We start from the raw sequence: 17007 nt of genomic DNA on the forward strand, positions 1-17007 counted from the left end.
CGCAGGACCAATCCGGAGACTTAGGCCGCGACGGCGGCGGAAGCGGCCAGACCCTTGCGGCCCCAGGTCGGACGGCGGACTTCCGGCTCGGCGACATGCACTTCGGCGTGGCGGCCCTGGCTGGTCATGTGGCGGGCCAGAAGCTGGGCCAGGGCCACGGCTTCATGCTGGCTCGGGCAGGAGCTGATCAGGTCGGAAGAGTCGTTCCAGGTGACGTGCCAGACGCCCGAGACGGGACGGACGTAGTAGTGGTTCGAGTCGGCCATGGGGAGGCTCCTTCAGCGCGTATCGCCAGCATTCCCCCACGGACCGCTTCGCGACAGCTGTATCAATGCTGCACAGCAACATCGAGTTGCACCGCACAATGCATATGCCGCGCCAACCGCCAAGTGGTTAATTTTTCAGCTACGGTTCGTTCTTGTAGACAACCCCGCCCTTCATGACCTTGGCCACGCTCTGCAAGAGGCCGACGTCGGACAGTGGATCGCCGGCCACGGCGATCAGGTCGGCATAGCAGCCGGCGCCGTCGCAACCGACGTCCTTTTCCTTGCCCATCAGGGCCGCGGCGCTGGTGGTGGCCGACTGGATCGCCTGCATCGGCGTCATGCCGTACTTGACCATGTAGGGCAGCTGCCGAGCGTTCCAGCCGTGCGGAAAGACCCCGGCGTCGGTGCCATAGGCGATCTTGACCCCGGCCTTCACCGCCTTGCGGAAGCCCTCCCTCTGCGCATCGGTGGTCTCGCGGTTCTTGCGCAGGGTCTCGGCCGGCCAGCCGTTCTTCGTGCCGATCTCGTCGATATAGTCGCCGTTGTAGATGTCGGCGACCAGCCAGGCGCCCTTGGCCTTCATCAGGGCGATCCCCTCGTCGTCGATCAGCGAGCCGTGCTCGATCGAGCGCACCCCCGCCCGCACGGCCACCTTGATGCCTTCGGCGCCGTGGGCGTGGGCGGTGGCGTAGGTCCCGCGTTTGGCGGCCTCCTCGACGGCGGCCTCGATCTCTTCCTTGGAGAGCTCCAGCTGGCCGGGCTCGGTGCCGACGGTCAGGACCGCGCCGGTGGCGATCAGCTTCAGGAAATCGGCCCCGTGCACCAGGATGTCGCGGGTCTTGCGATGGGTGTCGGCCACGTCCTCGACCACGCCGCGGCGCATATCGGCCGGGATGCCGACGTCGGCGGCGATGCCCGTCACCTCCCCGCCCCCGCCCGGCGTGGTGACATAGGCCCCGGCCACCGACATGCGCGGCCCGGGCACATAGCCCTTGTCGATGGCGTCCCTCAGCGCGACGTCACCGAACGCCCGCCAGGTGCCCACGTCACGCACGCTGGTGAAGCCGGCCATCAGGGTCGCCCGAGCGTGGGCCGCGCCGATATAGGCCTGCTCGGCCGCCGTGGTCAGCAGCGGCTCGGCGATGTTCTCGGTCTGCTCCTGGTCGACGATGTGGGTGTGCATGTCGATCAGGCCGGGCAGGACGGTCAGGTTCGACCAGTCGAGCACCGGCCCGTCCCTCGGAATGTCGGCCGGCGCGCCGGTCCAGGCGGTGACGGCGACGATGCGCTCGCCCTCGATGCGGATCAGCCGGTCGGCCAGCACCTTGCCGGCGACAGGATCCACCAGCTTGCCGGCGCGGACGTAAGAGACTTTGGGCGCCTCGGCCGCCAGGGCCGGAACGGCGGTCAAGGCCGCGAGGGCGACCAGGGTCGAACGCAGGATCATGCGAAAGTCCTCAAGCGCGCGCAGCACGACGCATCAGAAGGTGGGCGGGAATCCCCGCGGCCAGCAGCACCAGCCCCCACAGCACGGCCTCCTTGCCGGCGCCGAACAGGGTGAAGACCGCATAGAGCCCGGCCAGGATGGCGATCATCGTCAGCAGGCGCGAGCCCGGAACCCGGCCGTCGCGCTGCAGCTTCAGCGCCGCCAGCGCGCAGGCCAGGTAGGTGAACAGCGAGGCCGTGGTCGCCAGCAGGGCGATGAAGGTGAAGAGCTCGGCCATCGACTTGGCGTAGTTCATGGCCACCAGCACGGTCAGGAAGGCGCCCGAGACCAGGTGCGCCCGCACCGGCGTGCCGCGCGGCGAGGCCTTGCCGAGGAAGGCCGGGAACACCCCGCCCCGGGCCATGGCGTAGGGCATCTCGCCCTGCAGCAGCACCCAGCCGTTCAGGGCCCCGAAGGCGCTGATGGCAGCGAAGGCGGCCACGGCCATGGCCGCGCCCGAGCCCCAGAACCGGCCGACGAACTCGGCGATCGGGGCGTTGGAGCCCTTCAGGGCGTCGGCGGGCGACAGCAGCACCACCGCCGAGCAGACCAGCAGGTAGATCACCCCGGTGAAGGCCGCCCCGAACAGGGTGGCGCGCGGGATGGTGCGGGCCGGGTCCTTGACCTTGTCGGCCGGCACCGTAGCCGACTCCAGGCCCAGCAAGGCCCAGAGCGTCAGGGCCGAGGCGGCGACCAGACTCTGGCCGCCCAACTCGGACACCCGCAAAGGCGCGGCCAAGGCGGTAGAACCGGATCGCGTCAGCAGCCAGGCCGACAGGCCCAGCACCGCCGCCAGCGGCAGCAGCTTGAGGAGCGTGGTCACCACCTGCACCTCGCCGGCCAGTTTCGCGCCGAAACAGTTCACGCCGATCAGGCCCCAGATCAGGCTGAGGGTGACCAGGGCGTGCAGGCCGGGGACCTTGGCGATGGCCGGGACCAGCACCGACAGGTAGCTGACCGCCCCCGCGGCGATGGCGGCGTTGCCGACCCACAGCGAGATCCAGTAGGCCCAGGCGACGATGAAGCCCGCCGTCGGCCCGAAGGCCTCCTGGGTGTAGGCGTAGGGGCCGCCCTCGCGCGGCAGGGCCGCCGCCAGTCGCGCGAACACGAAGGCCAGGCACAGGCCGCCGGCGATGGTGACGATCCAGCCCAGCACCCCGTTCCAGCCGTAGGGGGCCAGCGAGGCGGGCAGCATGAAGACGCCCGAGCCGATCATGTTGCCAACCACCAGGGCGCAGCACATCCAGAAGCCGAGGGCCTTGGGCGCGGGCGTGCTCATAAGGTCATGCTTTCACCAGGACGCCGAACATGCAACCGCCCCCGTCCCGGAGGACGGAGGCGGCGCGCGGGTCTTCCGTGATCAGAACTTCTGGCCGAACTTCAGGCCGAAGGTCCGAGGCTGGATCGGGATGATGTAGACCTTGTCGGCGCAGGTATCCTCGTCGCACTGGACGAAGCGGGTCTGGCTGGCGCGTTCGTCGGCGACATTGGTCATGTAGGCCGTGATCGACCAGCTGTCGCGCGACACCCCCCCCGACAGGTCGATCGTCGAGTAGCCGCCCTGGTAGCCGAGGATCTCGCGCTCGTGCAGGCGCAGGTCCGACCAGTTGCCCGACTGCCCGACCAGCGAGCCCTGCACGAAGGCGTCGAAGTCGCCGAAGTCGAACTCGTAGCGGGCCGTGACGTTGGCCTTGACCTTCGGCGTCACCGGCAGGCGCGTGCCGTCCGGAGCCTCGGGCGAGGCGCAGTCCGTCACCGGATTGCCGGCCGAGTCGGTATAGCCGCAGTAGTTCTTCGACAGCTTGGCGTCGGTGTAGGCGGCCGAGGCGTTGATGGTCAGGCCTCGGGTCGGACGCCAGGTGACGTCGGACTCGATGCCCTTGATGTCGGCCGCGCCGGCGTTCTTGATCTCGGTCAGGCCGTTGGCCCCGAGGATCGAGAACTGGAACTTGTCCCACTTCTCGAAATAGACCGAGCCGTTCCAGCGGAAGCGGTTCTGCGCCCAGCTGGTCTTCCAACCCAGTTCGTAGTTCTTCAGGTAGTCAGACAGATAGGGCGGCAGGGTGCCGCGGCGGTTGATGCCGCCCGGCCGGTAGCCTTCCGAATAGGTGGCGTAGACCAGCTTGTCGGAGTCGATCTTGTAGGTGAGGTTGAACTTGGGCGTGTTGCCCGTCTCCTTCACCCGCTTGTCGAGGTTGGTGCAGGGCGAGCCGGCGATCACCGCGCCCTTGAAACAGGCCCGCTCGCCGGTCGAGCCGTAGCCCGCGCCATAGCCGTAGAAGCCGACCAGCGAGTTGTCGGCCTTGAAGAACCGCACCCCCGCCGTCGCCGTCAGCTTCTCGGTGATGTCGTAGGACACCTCGCCGAAGGCCGCGGAGTCGCGGTCGACCCGCTTCTGCTCGGTCAGCCAGACGGTGTCGGGATGGCCTGGCACGGTCAGCGACTCGCCCAGGGCGTCGATGCGGTAGTCCTGGTGAATTCGATGCTCCTGGCGCTGGTAGAACAGGCCGCCGACAAAGCGGAAGCGGTTCTCCTGCGGCGACGAGAAGCGCAGCTCGTGGCTGACCCGGGCGTAGCGGTCCTTGCCCTGGATGTACTGCGACGGATCGACCGGGTTGCCGGCGTCATCGGTCCAGTACGCGCCGTAGCCGTACAGGGTGTCGTAGAAGTAGGAGTAGTCGGTGTAGTCCTGCTCGGTGTCGACCGTGCGCTCCAGGTACGAGCCGGCATAGACCACGTCGAGATTGCTGATCTTGCCCTCGACCGACATCGAGGCCTGAACCCAGCGGTCGTCGGAGCTTTCCGGATAGTAGTGGCTGATCTTCAGGTCGCCGATGTCGGGATCGTAGCCGAAGAAGCCGCCGCTCTTCTGCACCTGGCCCATGAGCTGCGGCGTGACCGTCCAGTTCTCGCCAAGATCGACCTTCATCGCCGCGCGGACGCCGTAGGTCTCGACCTCGTTGTAGTTCTTCTTGGCGACGCCGGCGTTGTTGATCGTCACGCCCGAGGTCGGATAGGTGCGGGTGGCCGGCACGTTGTCGATATAGCCCGCCTCGCGCTCCTTCCAGCCGACCAGGCGCACGGCGACCGTGTCCGACAGGGGCTGGTTGATGAAGCCCTCAGCCACATAGCCCGTGCCGCCGCCGTCGACCTTGTTGACCTCCAAGTCGTAGCCGGCCTTGAAGCCCGCCGTGCTGGGCTTGTTGGTGATGATACGGATCGTGCCGGCCTGCGAGCTAGCGCCGTACAGCGTGCCCTGCGGCCCGATCAGCGATTCCACCCGCTCGATGTCATAGACGTGGATGTCGAGCGCGCCCTGGATCGTCGTGATCGGCTGCTCGTCGAGATAGATGCCCACGCTGGGCAGCGAACCGGAGTGGTTGCCGTCGCCGCCGCTGGCGACGCCGCGCATGTAGACCTGGTTGAAGCCCGGACCCGCGCCGGTGAACGACACGCTGGGCAGGAACTTCACATAATCGGAAAAGCCCGAGACCTGCAGCTGCTCTAGCTTTGCCTCGCCCAGCGCCTGAATGCTGATCGGCACGTCCTGCAGGTTTTCCGAACGCTTCTGGGCGGTGACCACCACCTCTTCCAGCGCCACCCCGCCGTCCTGCGCCAGCGCCGCGCTGGCGAGGGCGCTTGACGACATCAGGGCCGTGACCAGCAGGCCCGACCTCATTGTTTTTGAACGCATAATCGACACGTGTTCACTCCTTGGCCCCAGAGTGAACAACGTTCTTTCAGTTAATCTGCGGTCGCAAGCAGCAAAGCTTAAAGACGCTGCAATTCCGAAGACTGTTGCAAAAACGGCAGTCTCGGAGCCCGGTGGTCAAATAGCGGGCGCGGCGGGATAAGCGGTCAAGACCGGCCCAAGGGCCGCCTTCAGCGGATCCAGCCAGGGTTCATAGTTGCGCCACTGATCGACGCCGTCCTTGAAAATCGGCTGGCGAACCTGTTCGGAGCTGGCGGTGCGCACGGCGCGGTCGTTCTGGTGGAAATTCAGGCAGCCGTCCTCGAACGGCAGGCCGCAATGATCGAGCAGCCGCCGAATCTCGGCCTCTGGCGATTCGACCATCGCCTCGTAGATCACGCGATGGATTCGGCCGGGCAGCACCGAATCAAAGTGGGCCATCAGCGCGACGTAGTCGGCGTAGTAGCGGCCGATGTCGGTCAGGCCGTAGCTGAAGGTCTGGCCCCGCGCGAAGTGCTGCTTGAAGCCCGAGAAGCAGCAGCCCAGCGGATGGCGCCGGGCGTCGATGATCCTGGCGTTCGGCAGCATCAGGTGGATCAGCCCGGCGTGGGCGAAGTTGTTGGGCATCTTGTCGACGAAGAACGGCCGGTCGGTCTTGCGCTGCACCCGGGTGCGCTCGAGATACTCCTCGCCCAGGGCTCGCAGAGCCTCGGGGTCGAGATCGGCGAGCGCTTCGGGATAGGCCCCGCCCCTGCCGCCCAGCCGTTTGGCCAGGGCGATGACATCAGGCAGTTCCATTGTGCCCTCGACCTGCGAGTGGCTGGCCAGGATCTGCTCGATCAGGGTCGAGCCCGAGCGCGGCAGGCCGACGACGAAGATCGGATCGGGCGCGTCGCTGCCTCGCCCCGCCCGCTCGGCGAAGAAGGCCGGCGTGAACAGCGCCTTGCTGCGCGTCACATGGGCCGTGGTGTCGTCGGCGTCGTAGCGGACCTGGGCGCGGCGTTGCTCGGCCCCTCGCGCGTAGTGCTCGAACGACTCCCCGTAGCGGCCGGCGTCCTCCAGCGCCTTGCCCAAGGCGTAGTGCAGGTGGAAGCGATCCTCGTCGGCAAGACCCTCGCCGGCCAGCTGGCCTTCCATGGTCGCCAGGTCGTCATCGGTGAAGCGCAGGGTCTTGAGGTTGGCCAGGCTCCACCAGGCCTCGCCCAGCATCGGCGCCTGCTCGACGGCCTTGCGATAGGCGGCCTCGCACTCGGCGCGGCGGCCCAGGGTCTTCAGGGCGTGGCCATAGCTCATCCAGCCCTTGGGTTGGTGCGGGTGGCGCTCGAGCACGTCGCGGTAGATGGCCGTGGCCGCCTCGTACTCGCCGATCCGCACCAGGGCCGCGGCGCGCAGGTTGGCGTAGGCCGGATGGCGCGGGTCGGCGGCCTGCAGCAGGTCGAGCTGCTCCAGGGCCTCCAGCGTCTTGTTCTGGCGATAGAGAAGGGTCGCCAGATTGTGCCGCGCCGCCGTGAAGCCGGGGGCGAAGGCCAGGGTCTGGCTCAGAATCCGCTCGGCGTCCTCGTAGCGGCCCAGCCGCGCGGCCACCTCGGCCAGCATGCGCAGAGCGGCCGGCTCGTCGGGACGCGCCTTCAGATAGGCCCGCAGGCCATGCTCGGCCTGCGCCAGCCGGCCTTCGATCAGCGCCGAGCCGGCGGCGATCAGGTCCGGATCGCGCGCCGAGGCCCGCATCTGCCGATCGCTGGCGGCCTGCGCCCCGGCTAGGTCGCCCAGCACCGTCAGCCCGACCGACAGCGCCCGCCAGGCCTCGCCCAGGTTCGGATCCAGCGTCGTCGCCCGGTGCAGGGCGGCCACGGCCTCCTGGGTGCGGCCAAGGTCGAGCAAGACGAGGCCATGCTCGAGCTGCACCTCGGGCGCCTGGACCAGGGCGCGCGACAGCGGGTCGATCACCGGCAGGGCGGCCGCCGCGTCGCCCGACAGCCGCAGGGCGGCGGCCAGGATCAGGGTCGCGCCGGGGTGGCGAGGTACGGCGTCGAGGATCGCCAGGGCCTGGTCTCGGGCCAACTTCGGATCGTGCGACAGCAGCCGGCCGGCATGCGCCAGGGCGGTGGCCAGACTGCCCGTCGGCTCCGAAACTTGACCCTGCCCCCGACCCTGCATGCTGCCCCGCGACGCGTTTACCAGCGGGTATCGGAGGGTGGCGGGGGACGGGTGTCAATCGGGGTCTCGCCGACAGGCGCGCAACCCGACGACCTGCCCCTTGGCGGGCTCTAGAGCCTATCCCGCATCGCGTACCAGCTCAGCCCCGCCACCGTCAGCGGCCAGCGCAGCAGGCGCCCGCCCGGGAACGGCGGAGTCGGCAGGCGGGAGAGCAGCGCGACGCCGCCCGTCTCACCCAGTGCCGCGTCGGCCAGCAGCTTGCCGAACCACGGGGCCAGCATCACCCCCTGCCCCGAATAGCCGGCCGCCACCCGCACGCCCGGCGCCAGTTCGCGGACGAACGGCGCGCGGTGGACGGTGATGCCCAGGCTCCCGCCCCAGGCGTGGGTCACCTTCATGTCGGCCAGGTCGGGGTAGATCTTCAGCATGTGCCGACGCACGAAGCCCGGCAGATCCGGCGGAAAGCCCGGCCGATAGTTCTCGCCGCCGCCGAACAGCAGCCGGCCGTCCGGCGTCTTGCGGAAGTAGTTCACAACGAAGCGGCTGTCGGCCACGGCGGCGTTGGAGCGGATGATCGTCTCGGCCCGCTCGCCTAGCGGCTCGGTGGCCAGGACGAAGTTGTTGATCGGCATCACCCGGGCGCGGGCCTGCGGGCCGGCCAGTTCGTCGAGATAGCCGTCGCCGGTCAGGATCAGCTGGTCGCACAGCACCCGGCCCGCCGCCGTCTCGACCACGATCTTGCCGCCCTCGCGCCGCCAGGCCCTGGCGCGACTGCGCTCGTGGATGACCGCGCCCTTGGTCATGGCCGCCTTCGCCAGGCCCAGGGCCAGGTTCAGCGGGTGCAGATGGCCGCCGCCGTTGTCGCGAACACCGCCGTGATAGACGTCCGTGCCCAGCTCCTCGGTCAGCGCGTCTTCGTCGATCGGTTCCAGCTCGTGATAGCCGTAGCGGGCGGCCATGAAGTCGATGTGGTCGAGGTCCTCGCCCTCCCCGCCCGGCTTATGGCGGGCGTGGATCATGCCCGGGACGAAGTCGCAGGCGATGGCGTGTTCGGCGATCGTCGCGCTCAGGTGCGAACGAGCGTCCAGCGACATCTTCCATAGCGCCAGGGCGTCGTCGCGGCCGAGCGTCCTCTCCAGCCAGGCCTGGTCATTGCGCTGCCCCGCATGCACTTGGCCGCCGTTGCGCCCCGAGGCGCCCGAGCCGACCTGGGCGGCCTCCAGCACCACCACCGACACGCCCCGCGACGCCAGCTCCAACGCCGCGCCGAGGCCCGTATAGCCCGCGCCGACGACGCAGACGTCGGCCGTGGCGTCGCCGTCCAGGGCCGGAAGCGGCGGCAGGGCGTGGGCCGAGGCGGCGTACCAGGAGGTGGCAGGGTGGCCGGTATTCATGCCCTCTGCCCCTCTGGGAGAAGATCGCCCAGCACGGCCCTAAACATTCAGCAGCAGGAACTCCCGCTCCCACGGGCTGATGGTGCGCATGAAGGTCTCGTACTCGGCCTGCTTCACCCGGACATAGGCGCTGCAGAAGGTGACGCCGAGGATCTCGACCAGGGGCTTGGCTTCCTCGAACAGGGTCACCGATTCCAGCAGGCTGCGCGGCAGTTCGATGCCCCGGACGCTGGCGTCGCTCTCCACCGGCGCGGTCGGCGCGAGGTTCTGGGTCATGCCCAGATAGCCGCAGGCCAGCACGGCGGCGATGGCCAGATAGGGGTTGGCGTCCGACGAGGGGATGCGGTTCTCGACCCGGCGGTTGGCTGGATCGGACGGCGGCACCCGCAGGCCGCATGTGCGGTTGTCATAGCCCCACTGGGTGTTGACCGGCGCGCCGCTGTCGCGGGCGATACGGCGGTAGGAATTCACGTAGGGGGCCAGGATCGCCATGATCGCCGGCAGATAGCGCTGCTGCCCGGCGATGAAGGCGTAGAACGACGGCGTCGCCTCGCCGGTCTTGGGATCGGAGAACAGGTTGTCGCCATCCTCGGTCAGGATCGACTGGTGGATGTGCATGGCGCTGCCGGGCTCGCCGGCCATCGGCTTGGCCATGAAGGTGGCGTAGATGTCGTGCTCCAGCGCCGCCTCGCGGATGGTGCGCTTGAACATGAACACCTGGTCGGCCAGCTCCAGCGGCGTGCCGTGGCGCAGGTTGATCTCCATCTGGGCCACGCCGCTCTCGTGGATCAGGGTGTCGATCTCCAGCCCCTGGCGCTCGGAGTACTCGTACATGTCCTCGAACAGGGCGTCGAACTCGTTGACCGCGCTGATCGAATAGCCCTGGCGGCCGCTCTCGGGCCGGCCCGAACGGCCGATCGGGGGTTTGAGCGGATAGTCCCAGTCGATGTTCTTCTCGACGAGGTAGAACTCGATCTCCGGCGCGACGATCGGGTTCCAGCCCTTCTCGCGATAGAGCGACAGCACCCGGCGCAGCACCTGGCGCGGGCTCTCCTCCACGGGACGGCCGTCGGGGTGGAAGGCGTCGTGGATCACCTGGGCGGTCGGGTCCTGGGCCCAGGGCACGGTGGCCAGGGTCGCCAGGTCGGGGGTCAGAAAGATGTCGGTGTCGGACTGCACCGCGTTCACCGCCCCCTCGAACTGGGGGAAGTCGCCGGTGATGGTCTGGTAGAACACCGCCAGCGGCAGGTTCATCGAGGGTGTCCCGAGGAACTTGCGCACCGGCATGATCTTGCCACGGGCGACGCCGGCCAGGTCGGGCACGACGCACTCGATCTCTTCGATGTTCTGGCTGCGGAACCAGGACTGGGCCTCGTCCAGGGTCTTGACCCCCCGGGTGACCTTGGGACCGTCCTGGTTCTTCTTGTGCTTGGGCTTCATGGGGGCGCTCCTCGCGCTTGCTGAAGTCTGGGCTAGTGGGACTTGCGCTGCTTGGCGGGAATGTTGGGGACAGGCCCGTCTTCGGGCTCGATCCGCCAGACACGCACCACGCCGTCGATCGAGCCGGTGACTAGCACCCGCCCGTCGCGGCTCAGCGCGAAGTCCCAGATATCGAAGCGCTCCGTGTCCAGCAGGGCCACCACCGCGCCCGTCGCCACGTCCCAGACAGCCGAGCCGGTCTGGGTGTTGGCGACATACCGTCGACCGTCCCCTGAAACCGCCTGCTCCGTGATCGCCGCGCCGCAAATGCGGGCGATCGGCGCGCCGGTGCGCGCATTCATCGCCAGAACGTCGCTGCCTTCTTTGGAATTCAGACGCTCCACCAACAGGATGCGGCTGTCCGGAGAGAAAATCGGGTTCTGGATCGCGCTATGATCGCGCCCCATGGCGACGTCATAAAGCTTGCGGCCCGTTTCGGCATCCCATGCCGCACGTTGATGATAACCGATGCGGCCATCCGCCGAGAGCGCCACCTTCGCCGAGCCCAACCTTTTGGGCTGAGTGTCCAGAGGGCGCTCGCCACGAGCATCCGCGAAACGTGCGGAGCCGTCGTCGTTCGAAACCAGGACCATGGGTCCGGCGGGCCCGTGAGCATAGGCCCAGGCATTCTCATAGAAGCGCGGCGTCCATCGCGCCGCCATGCGTCCATCGATCAGGTCGACGAAGCCCACAGCAAGAGGACTTTCCGGCAATTCTGTCGCTATGAAGGTCGAACTGTCAGTCACTAGGCCGAGATCCCCGCCGCGTCGACTGACGATCTTCGCGCCGGTCTCCACCTCCCAAAGATTGGTGGAGAAATTACCTTCCCCCGGCCCCATCGGCCCAGTGGCCAGGACCCTTCGGCCATCGCCAGTGAAAGCCACCGACCAGACCGGACCGTCCATGGGCGTGGAATGCATCACAAGCTTGCCATCGGCGATACGCCAAACGCGTACAGAAGCGTCATTGGACCCCGCCAGCACCAGGGTTTCGTCAGGCGACAGCGCGACGCCGCGCACCTCCCTGTCGCCGGCAGGCAAGGCCTGGGCCAGAACCAGGTGATGCGTCGGCGGCGCGACGGAGCATGCGCTCTCGGCCAGGGCCGGACTCGCGCCCAGCCCCAACACCGCAACCATCAGGGTCGAAAGTCCTTTTTTCACGCTTCGGCCTTTGGCTTCAGCGCCCGCAGCACCGGCTCGGCCTCGTCGAGCGACTTGCGGATGATCCCCACCAGCTCGTCGATCTGCGCCTTGGTGATGATCAGCGGCGGGCAGCAGACGATGCTGTCGCGGATGGCGCGGACCATCAGGCCGTTCTTGATGCAGAGATCTCGCACGATCGGCCCGGCTTCGCCCTCCTTGTCGAGAAAGCGATGGTTGGTGCCCTTCTCGCGCACGATCTCGACCGCGCCGATCAGGCCCAGCGACCGGGTCTCGCCGACCAGCGGGTGATCGTTCAGGCCGGCCAGGGCCTGGGCCAGATAGGGGCCGGTCTCGTCGCGGGTGCGCTCGACGAGGCCCTCGCGCTCCATGATCTCGATGTTCTTCAGGGCCACGGCGGCGGCGGTCGGGTGGCCCGAATAAGTAAAGCCGTGGATGAAATCACCGCCCTTCTCGCGCAGTTCGGCGACGATGTGGTCGGCCACGCCCACGGCGCTGATCGGCAGGTAGCCGGACGACAAACCCTTGGCCATGGCGATCAGGTCGGGCTTGATGCCGTAGTGCTGGTGGCCGAACCATTGGCCCAGCCGGCCGAAGCCGCAGATCACCTCGTCGCAGACCAGCAGGATGCCGTACTTGCGGCACAGGGCCTCGACGGCGGGCCAGTAGCCGTCCGGCGGAATGATCACCCCGCCCGCGCCCTGCACCGGCTCGCCGATGAAGGCCGCGACGTTCTCAGGCCCGACCTCGAGGATCTTGTCCTCGATCGCCTGCACCGCCCGGTCGCGGAAGGCGGCCGGGTCCTCGCCGAAGCCGTCGCCGAACGGATAGGGCTGCATCACGTGCTCGACGCCGGCGATCGGCAGGTCGCCCTGCTTGTGCATGTGCTTCATGCCGCCCAGCGACACGCCGGCCACGGTCGAGCCGTGATAGGCGTTCCAGCGGCTGATGAAGACGGTGCGGCTTGGCTCCCCCTTCAACTTCCAAAAGTGGCGCACCAGGCGGAAGACCGTGTCGTTGGCCTCCGACCCCGACGAATTGTAGAAGACGTGGCTCAGATGGCCGCCCATCTTCTGCGCGATCTTGGCCGCCAGCTCGATCGGCGGCGGCGTCGCCGTCTTGAAGAAGGTGTTGTAGTAGGGCAGCTCCAGCATCTGGTCGTAGGCGGCCTTGGCCAGCTCTTCGCGCCCGTAGCCGACATTGACGCACCACAGCCCGGCCATGCCGTCGAGGATCTGGTGACCTTCGCCGTCCTGGATATAGATCCCTTTGGCCCGCGTGATGATCCGGCTGCCGCCCTGCTCGGCGATGACCTTATGGTCGGCCTGGGCCGGCAGGTGGTGGGCCAGGTCCAGGCGCTTGAGCTCGGCGATGTCGTGGTTGCGGAGGGGGGCGGTCATGTGTGGGTTTCCCGTACGACGAGCGGCGAGCCTCTGAGGGCCCGTCCGAAAAGCTGGAAGAAGGTCTGCGACTGCGGATTGGCCTCCGGCTTCCATTCCGGATGCCACTGCACGGCCAGCACCGGCGCACCGTTGACGCTGGTCGACACCGCCTCGACGACGCCGTCCTCGGCGCGGGCTTCCACGGTGAGGCCTTCGCCCAGCCGATCGACGCCCTGATAGTGCACCGAATTGACCACCGCCCGCTCGGCGCCAAAGGCCGTGGCCAGCACCCCGCCGGGGGTCAGGTCGACCGGATGGCGATGGTTGAACATGCCGTCGAAGTCGACCTCATCGGGCGCGTGGTGGGCGATCAGGTCGGCGCTGGCCGCCATGTCCCGCCGCAGGGAGCCGCCTAAGGCGACGTTGATCTCCTGGAAGCCCCGGCAGACGCCGAACACCGGCCGGCCGAGGTCCAGCATGACCTCGATCAGGTCGCGGGTCATGGCGTCGCGATCGCGGTCGAACGGACCCGGCGCGTCCTCCACCTTCTCGTCGTAGAAGGCGGGATCGAGGTTCGACGGGCTGCCGGTCAGCAACAGGCCATCGAGCCGCGCGGCGACCTCGGTGGCCTTCATCAGCCCCGGCATCGACGGCACCAACAGGGCCGCGGCGTCGGCGTATCTCATCGCGCCGGCGACATAGCGGTTCATCACCGCCTGGGCCGGTTCGATCCCGACGGTGCGGGTGCAGCAGATGACGCCGGCGACGGGACGGGTCATGGGGTCACGACAGTAGCACCGCCGGCGAGCAGGCGTGCCAGGCGATCCACACCGCCTCGCCCAGCCGGAAGTCTTCCTGGTCCCAGCGCGTCAGGTTGGGCCGCTGCACCTTCACGCGACGGCCCCCCTCGATCTCGATCTCGTAGGTCGAGATCCCGCCCAGATAGGCCTCGTGCTTGATGACGCCGGCCACGGCGTTGGCGCCCTTGGGCGCGTCGCCCAGGTTCGGCGGGTCGCCGTCGTCGGGACGCTTGTGCAGCTCGATCTTCTCGGGCCGGATCGCCGCCCACACCGTGCCGCCGCGCGGGCCGGTGACGCCGTGGTCGAGGAAGATGTCGGTGGGCAGGCCGGGCGACTTGATCACCGCGTGGCTCGGCTCGTCCACCGCCAGCACGCCCTCGAACAGGTTCACGCTGCCGATGAAGTCGGCCACCAGCCGGCTGTTGGGAAACTCGTAGAGATCGTTGGGCGTGGCCACCTGCTGCAGCAGGCCCTTGCTCATCACCGCGCAGCGGCTGGCGAGCGCGAGGGCCTCGTCCTGGTCGTGGGTGACCATGATGAAGGTGATGCCGACCTTTTCCTGCAGGGTGCACAGCTCGGTGCGCATCTGCTCGCGCAGCTTGGCGTCCAGGGCCGACAGCGGCTCGTCGAGCAGCAAGACGCGCGGACGCTTGACCAGCGCCCGGGCCAGGGCCACCCGCTGGCGCTGGCCGCCCGACAGCTGGTCGGGCTTGCGATGGCCAAGGCCGCCCAGTTGCACCAGCTCCAGCGCCTCCTCAACCCGGCGGTCGCGCTCGGCCTTGCTGACGCGGTCGACCTTCAGGCCGTAGGCGACGTTGTCGGCCACGGTCATGTGCGGGAACACGGCATAGGACTGGAACACCATGTTCACCGGCCGCTTGTTCGGCGGCACGTTGGAGATGTCCTGGCCGTCGATCAGGATCCGGCCCTCGGTCGGCGTCTCGAACCCGGCCAGCATGCGCAGCAGCGTGGTCTTGCCGCAGCCCGACGGCCCCAGCAGCGCGAAGAACTCGCCCTCCTGGATGCTCAGCGAAACGTTGTCGACCGCCGCCAGCTTGCCGAAGCGCTTGGTGACGTTCTCGAAGGTGATGATGGGTTTGGGTTCGGTCACTTCGTCTGCCCCCGAGCGACGTACAATTCAGAAGTCATCCCCCGCTTTATGCGGGGGACCCAAGCCGAGCCGGCCACAGCCTCACCTCGCACCGCCGCTTGGGTCCCCCGAACAAGTCGGGGGATGACGGTGGTTGGGGTGGCGGCAAACGATGAAAGGGGCGGACTCACTTTCCGTCGCCCCCATGCGCCCCGGCCGTCGCCGCGGGATCGCCCTGCAGCTTCAGCGCCACGGCGGTCAGGATCACGGTCAGCACTATCAGGATGGTCGAGGCCGCATTGACCTCGGGCGTCACCGAGAAGCGCACCATCGAATAGACCTTCACCGGGAAGGTCACGGTGTCGGGTCCCGCCGTGAAGAAGGTGATCACGAAGTCGTCCAGGCTCAGCGTGAAGGCTAGCAGCGCCCCCGCCACTAGCGACGGCGTCATGTGCGGCAGGATCACGTCCTTGATGGTGCGAAACTCGCCGGCCCCCAGGTCGCGGGCGGCCTCCTCCAGTTCGCGGTTGAAGCTGGCCATGCGCGCGCGCACCACCACCGCCACGAACGGGAACGAGAAGGTCACGTGGGCGATGATGATCGCCCCCAGGTTCAGCGGCCAGATCATACCCTGCGGCCAGGGCAGCACCTTGGCGAAGAACACCAGCATGCCCACGCCCATGCAGATCTCGGGCACCACGATCGGCAGGGCCAGCGCACCGTCGACCACCGTCTTGCCCGGAAACCGGAACCGCCACAGGGCCAGGGCCACCAGGGCGCCGAGCGCCACGCTCAGCACGGTCGAGACCGCCGCGATGGTCAGGCTGTTGGCGAAGGCCTCGATCAGGCCGTCGTTGTTGAAGGCCTTCTCGTAATATTTGAGGGTGAAGCCCTTCCAGACGATGTTGCGCCGGCTGTCGTTGAAGCTGAAGGCCATCAGGGCGATCAGCGGCGTGTAGAGGAACAGACCCACCGCGGCCAGCCACAGCTGGATCGGCCAGCGGCGCAGATATTCGAGCGGCCCGGGCGGCGAACGCTTGGTCATCCCACGCCCTCCTTCTTGTTGCCGCGCGACAGCAGGGCCTGCACGGCGATGGCGATGAAGGTCAGGTACATCAGCAGGAACGACAGGGCCGCGCCGAACGGCCAGTCGTTGGCGCGCTTGAACTGGCGCTCGATGACGTTGGCGATCATCTGGCTGTCGGGGCCGCCCAGCAGGTCGGGCGTGAGGTACGCGCCGAGCGCCGGGATGAAGGTGATGAGGATGCCCGAGGCGATGCCCGGCAGGGCCAGCGGCACGACGATGCGGAACAGGGTGCGCAGGTGCCCCGCGCCGAGGTCGAGGCTGGCCTCCAGCAGCGACTTGTCCAGCCGATCCAGCGCCGAATAGAGCGGCAGCACCATGAACGGCAGATGCACGTAGACGAGGCCCAGGATCACCGCGAAATTGTTGTGCAGCAGCTCCAGCGGCTGGAACGCGCCCAGCGGCGCGATCTTGGAAACGAGGGTCCAGATCCACTCATAGCCCTGGTTGATGTAGCCCTCGGTGCGCAGCACCGCGATCAGGGCGTAGGTGCGGATCAGGAGGTTGGTCCAGAACGGCAGCATCACCAGCAGCAGCAGCCAGGTCTTGGCTTTCTGCGAGGCGAAGGTGATGGCCAGGGCCACCGGGAAGCCGATCACCAGGCACAGGGCCGTCGTCAGCGCCGCCACCCAGGCCGACTTGAGGAAGATCTTCAGATACAGCGGCTCCAGCGCCCGGGCGTAGTTGGCGATCGTGCCGGTGAACGAGATCTCGGTCAGCCCGACATTGTGGCCGAAGCTGTAGGCCCAGACGATCGCCATCGGCGCGACGAAGAACACCACCAGCCAGACCAGCGGCGGCCCCAGCGCGGCGGCGAACACCGCCTTGGCCTTCTTCCAGCTCTGTTCCATTGAGCGCTCCAAGATCCTCCCCCTCTGGGGGAGGTGTCGGCGAAGCCGACGGAGGGGGGAGTGGCTGCGAGGGCGAGACGCTCAGCGGAAGCTGAAAACGGGGGGGGGGGGGGGGGGGGGGGGGGGGCGGGGGGGGGGGGGGGGGGGGGGGGGGGGGGGGGGGGGGC

General features: G+C 68.1%; 13 protein-coding genes. All 13 read right to left on the bottom strand.

Annotated elements, in window-relative coordinates:
* Positions 1–20 precede the first annotated feature (20 nt).
* Positions 21–266 carry a hypothetical protein gene (locus I4Q42_RS10180; protein WP_198575948.1) on the bottom strand — a complete coding sequence of 82 codons (246 nt, stop codon included), beginning with the start codon at positions 264–266 and terminating at the stop codon, positions 21–23.
* 139 nt (positions 267–405) lie between these two features.
* Complete coding sequence (locus I4Q42_RS10185; protein ID WP_198575949.1) at positions 406–1713, bottom strand: Xaa-Pro dipeptidase; 1308 nt, start codon at positions 1711–1713, stop codon at positions 406–408.
* A 10-nt stretch (positions 1714–1723) separates the two neighbouring features.
* Positions 1724–3031, bottom strand: coding sequence for an APC family permease (locus tag I4Q42_RS10190; protein ID WP_198575950.1), 1308 nt, complete (start codon positions 3029–3031; stop codon positions 1724–1726).
* Positions 3032–3112: 81 nt separating this feature from the next.
* Positions 3113–5446 carry a TonB-dependent receptor gene (locus I4Q42_RS10195; RefSeq protein WP_198575951.1) on the bottom strand — a complete coding sequence of 778 codons (2334 nt, stop codon included), beginning with the start codon at positions 5444–5446 and terminating at the stop codon, positions 3113–3115.
* 135 nt (positions 5447–5581) lie between these two features.
* A complete protein-coding gene (locus I4Q42_RS10200; protein ID WP_198575952.1) occupies positions 5582–7600 on the bottom strand; it encodes a tetratricopeptide repeat-containing sulfotransferase family protein in 2019 nt (672 codons plus the stop codon).
* A 110-nt stretch (positions 7601–7710) separates the two neighbouring features.
* Positions 7711–8994, bottom strand: a complete 1284-nt coding sequence (locus I4Q42_RS10205) for an NAD(P)/FAD-dependent oxidoreductase (protein ID WP_198575953.1) — start codon at positions 8992–8994, stop codon at positions 7711–7713.
* Positions 8995–9033: 39 nt separating this feature from the next.
* Positions 9034–10434 (bottom strand): glutamine synthetase family protein, encoded by a 1401-nt coding sequence (locus tag I4Q42_RS10210; protein WP_198575954.1) that lies wholly within the window; start codon positions 10432–10434, stop codon positions 9034–9036.
* Between the two features lie 32 nt (positions 10435–10466).
* Complete coding sequence (locus I4Q42_RS26495) at positions 10467–11633, bottom strand: WD40 repeat domain-containing protein (protein WP_198575955.1); 1167 nt, start codon at positions 11631–11633, stop codon at positions 10467–10469.
* Positions 11630–13033 (bottom strand): aspartate aminotransferase family protein, encoded by a 1404-nt coding sequence (locus I4Q42_RS10220; RefSeq protein WP_198575956.1) that lies wholly within the window; start codon positions 13031–13033, stop codon positions 11630–11632. The genes I4Q42_RS26495 and I4Q42_RS10220 overlap by 4 nt, the downstream gene beginning before the upstream one ends.
* Positions 13030–13794, bottom strand: coding sequence for a gamma-glutamyl-gamma-aminobutyrate hydrolase family protein (locus tag I4Q42_RS10225; RefSeq protein WP_198575957.1), 765 nt, complete (start codon positions 13792–13794; stop codon positions 13030–13032). Before I4Q42_RS10225 ends, I4Q42_RS10220 begins: the two co-directional genes overlap by 4 nt.
* Before the next feature lie 4 nt (positions 13795–13798).
* Complete coding sequence (locus I4Q42_RS10230) at positions 13799–14926, bottom strand: ABC transporter ATP-binding protein (RefSeq protein ID WP_198575958.1); 1128 nt, start codon at positions 14924–14926, stop codon at positions 13799–13801.
* A gap of 166 nt (positions 14927–15092) precedes the next feature.
* On the bottom strand, positions 15093–15950 hold the full coding sequence (locus I4Q42_RS10235; protein ID WP_198575959.1) for an ABC transporter permease: 858 nt from the start codon (positions 15948–15950) through the stop codon (positions 15093–15095).
* Positions 15947–16852: an ABC transporter permease gene (locus I4Q42_RS10240; protein WP_198575960.1), complete on the bottom strand. Its 906-nt coding sequence runs from the start codon at positions 16850–16852 to the stop codon at positions 15947–15949. The genes I4Q42_RS10235 and I4Q42_RS10240 overlap by 4 nt, the downstream gene beginning before the upstream one ends.
* Between the last annotated feature and the right edge of the window lie 155 nt (positions 16853–17007).

Origin of the sequence: Caulobacter hibisci, from assembly GCF_016135805.1 — a bacterium.
In the GTDB taxonomy this organism is placed as follows: Bacteria; Pseudomonadota; Alphaproteobacteria; order Caulobacterales; family Caulobacteraceae; genus Caulobacter; species Caulobacter hibisci.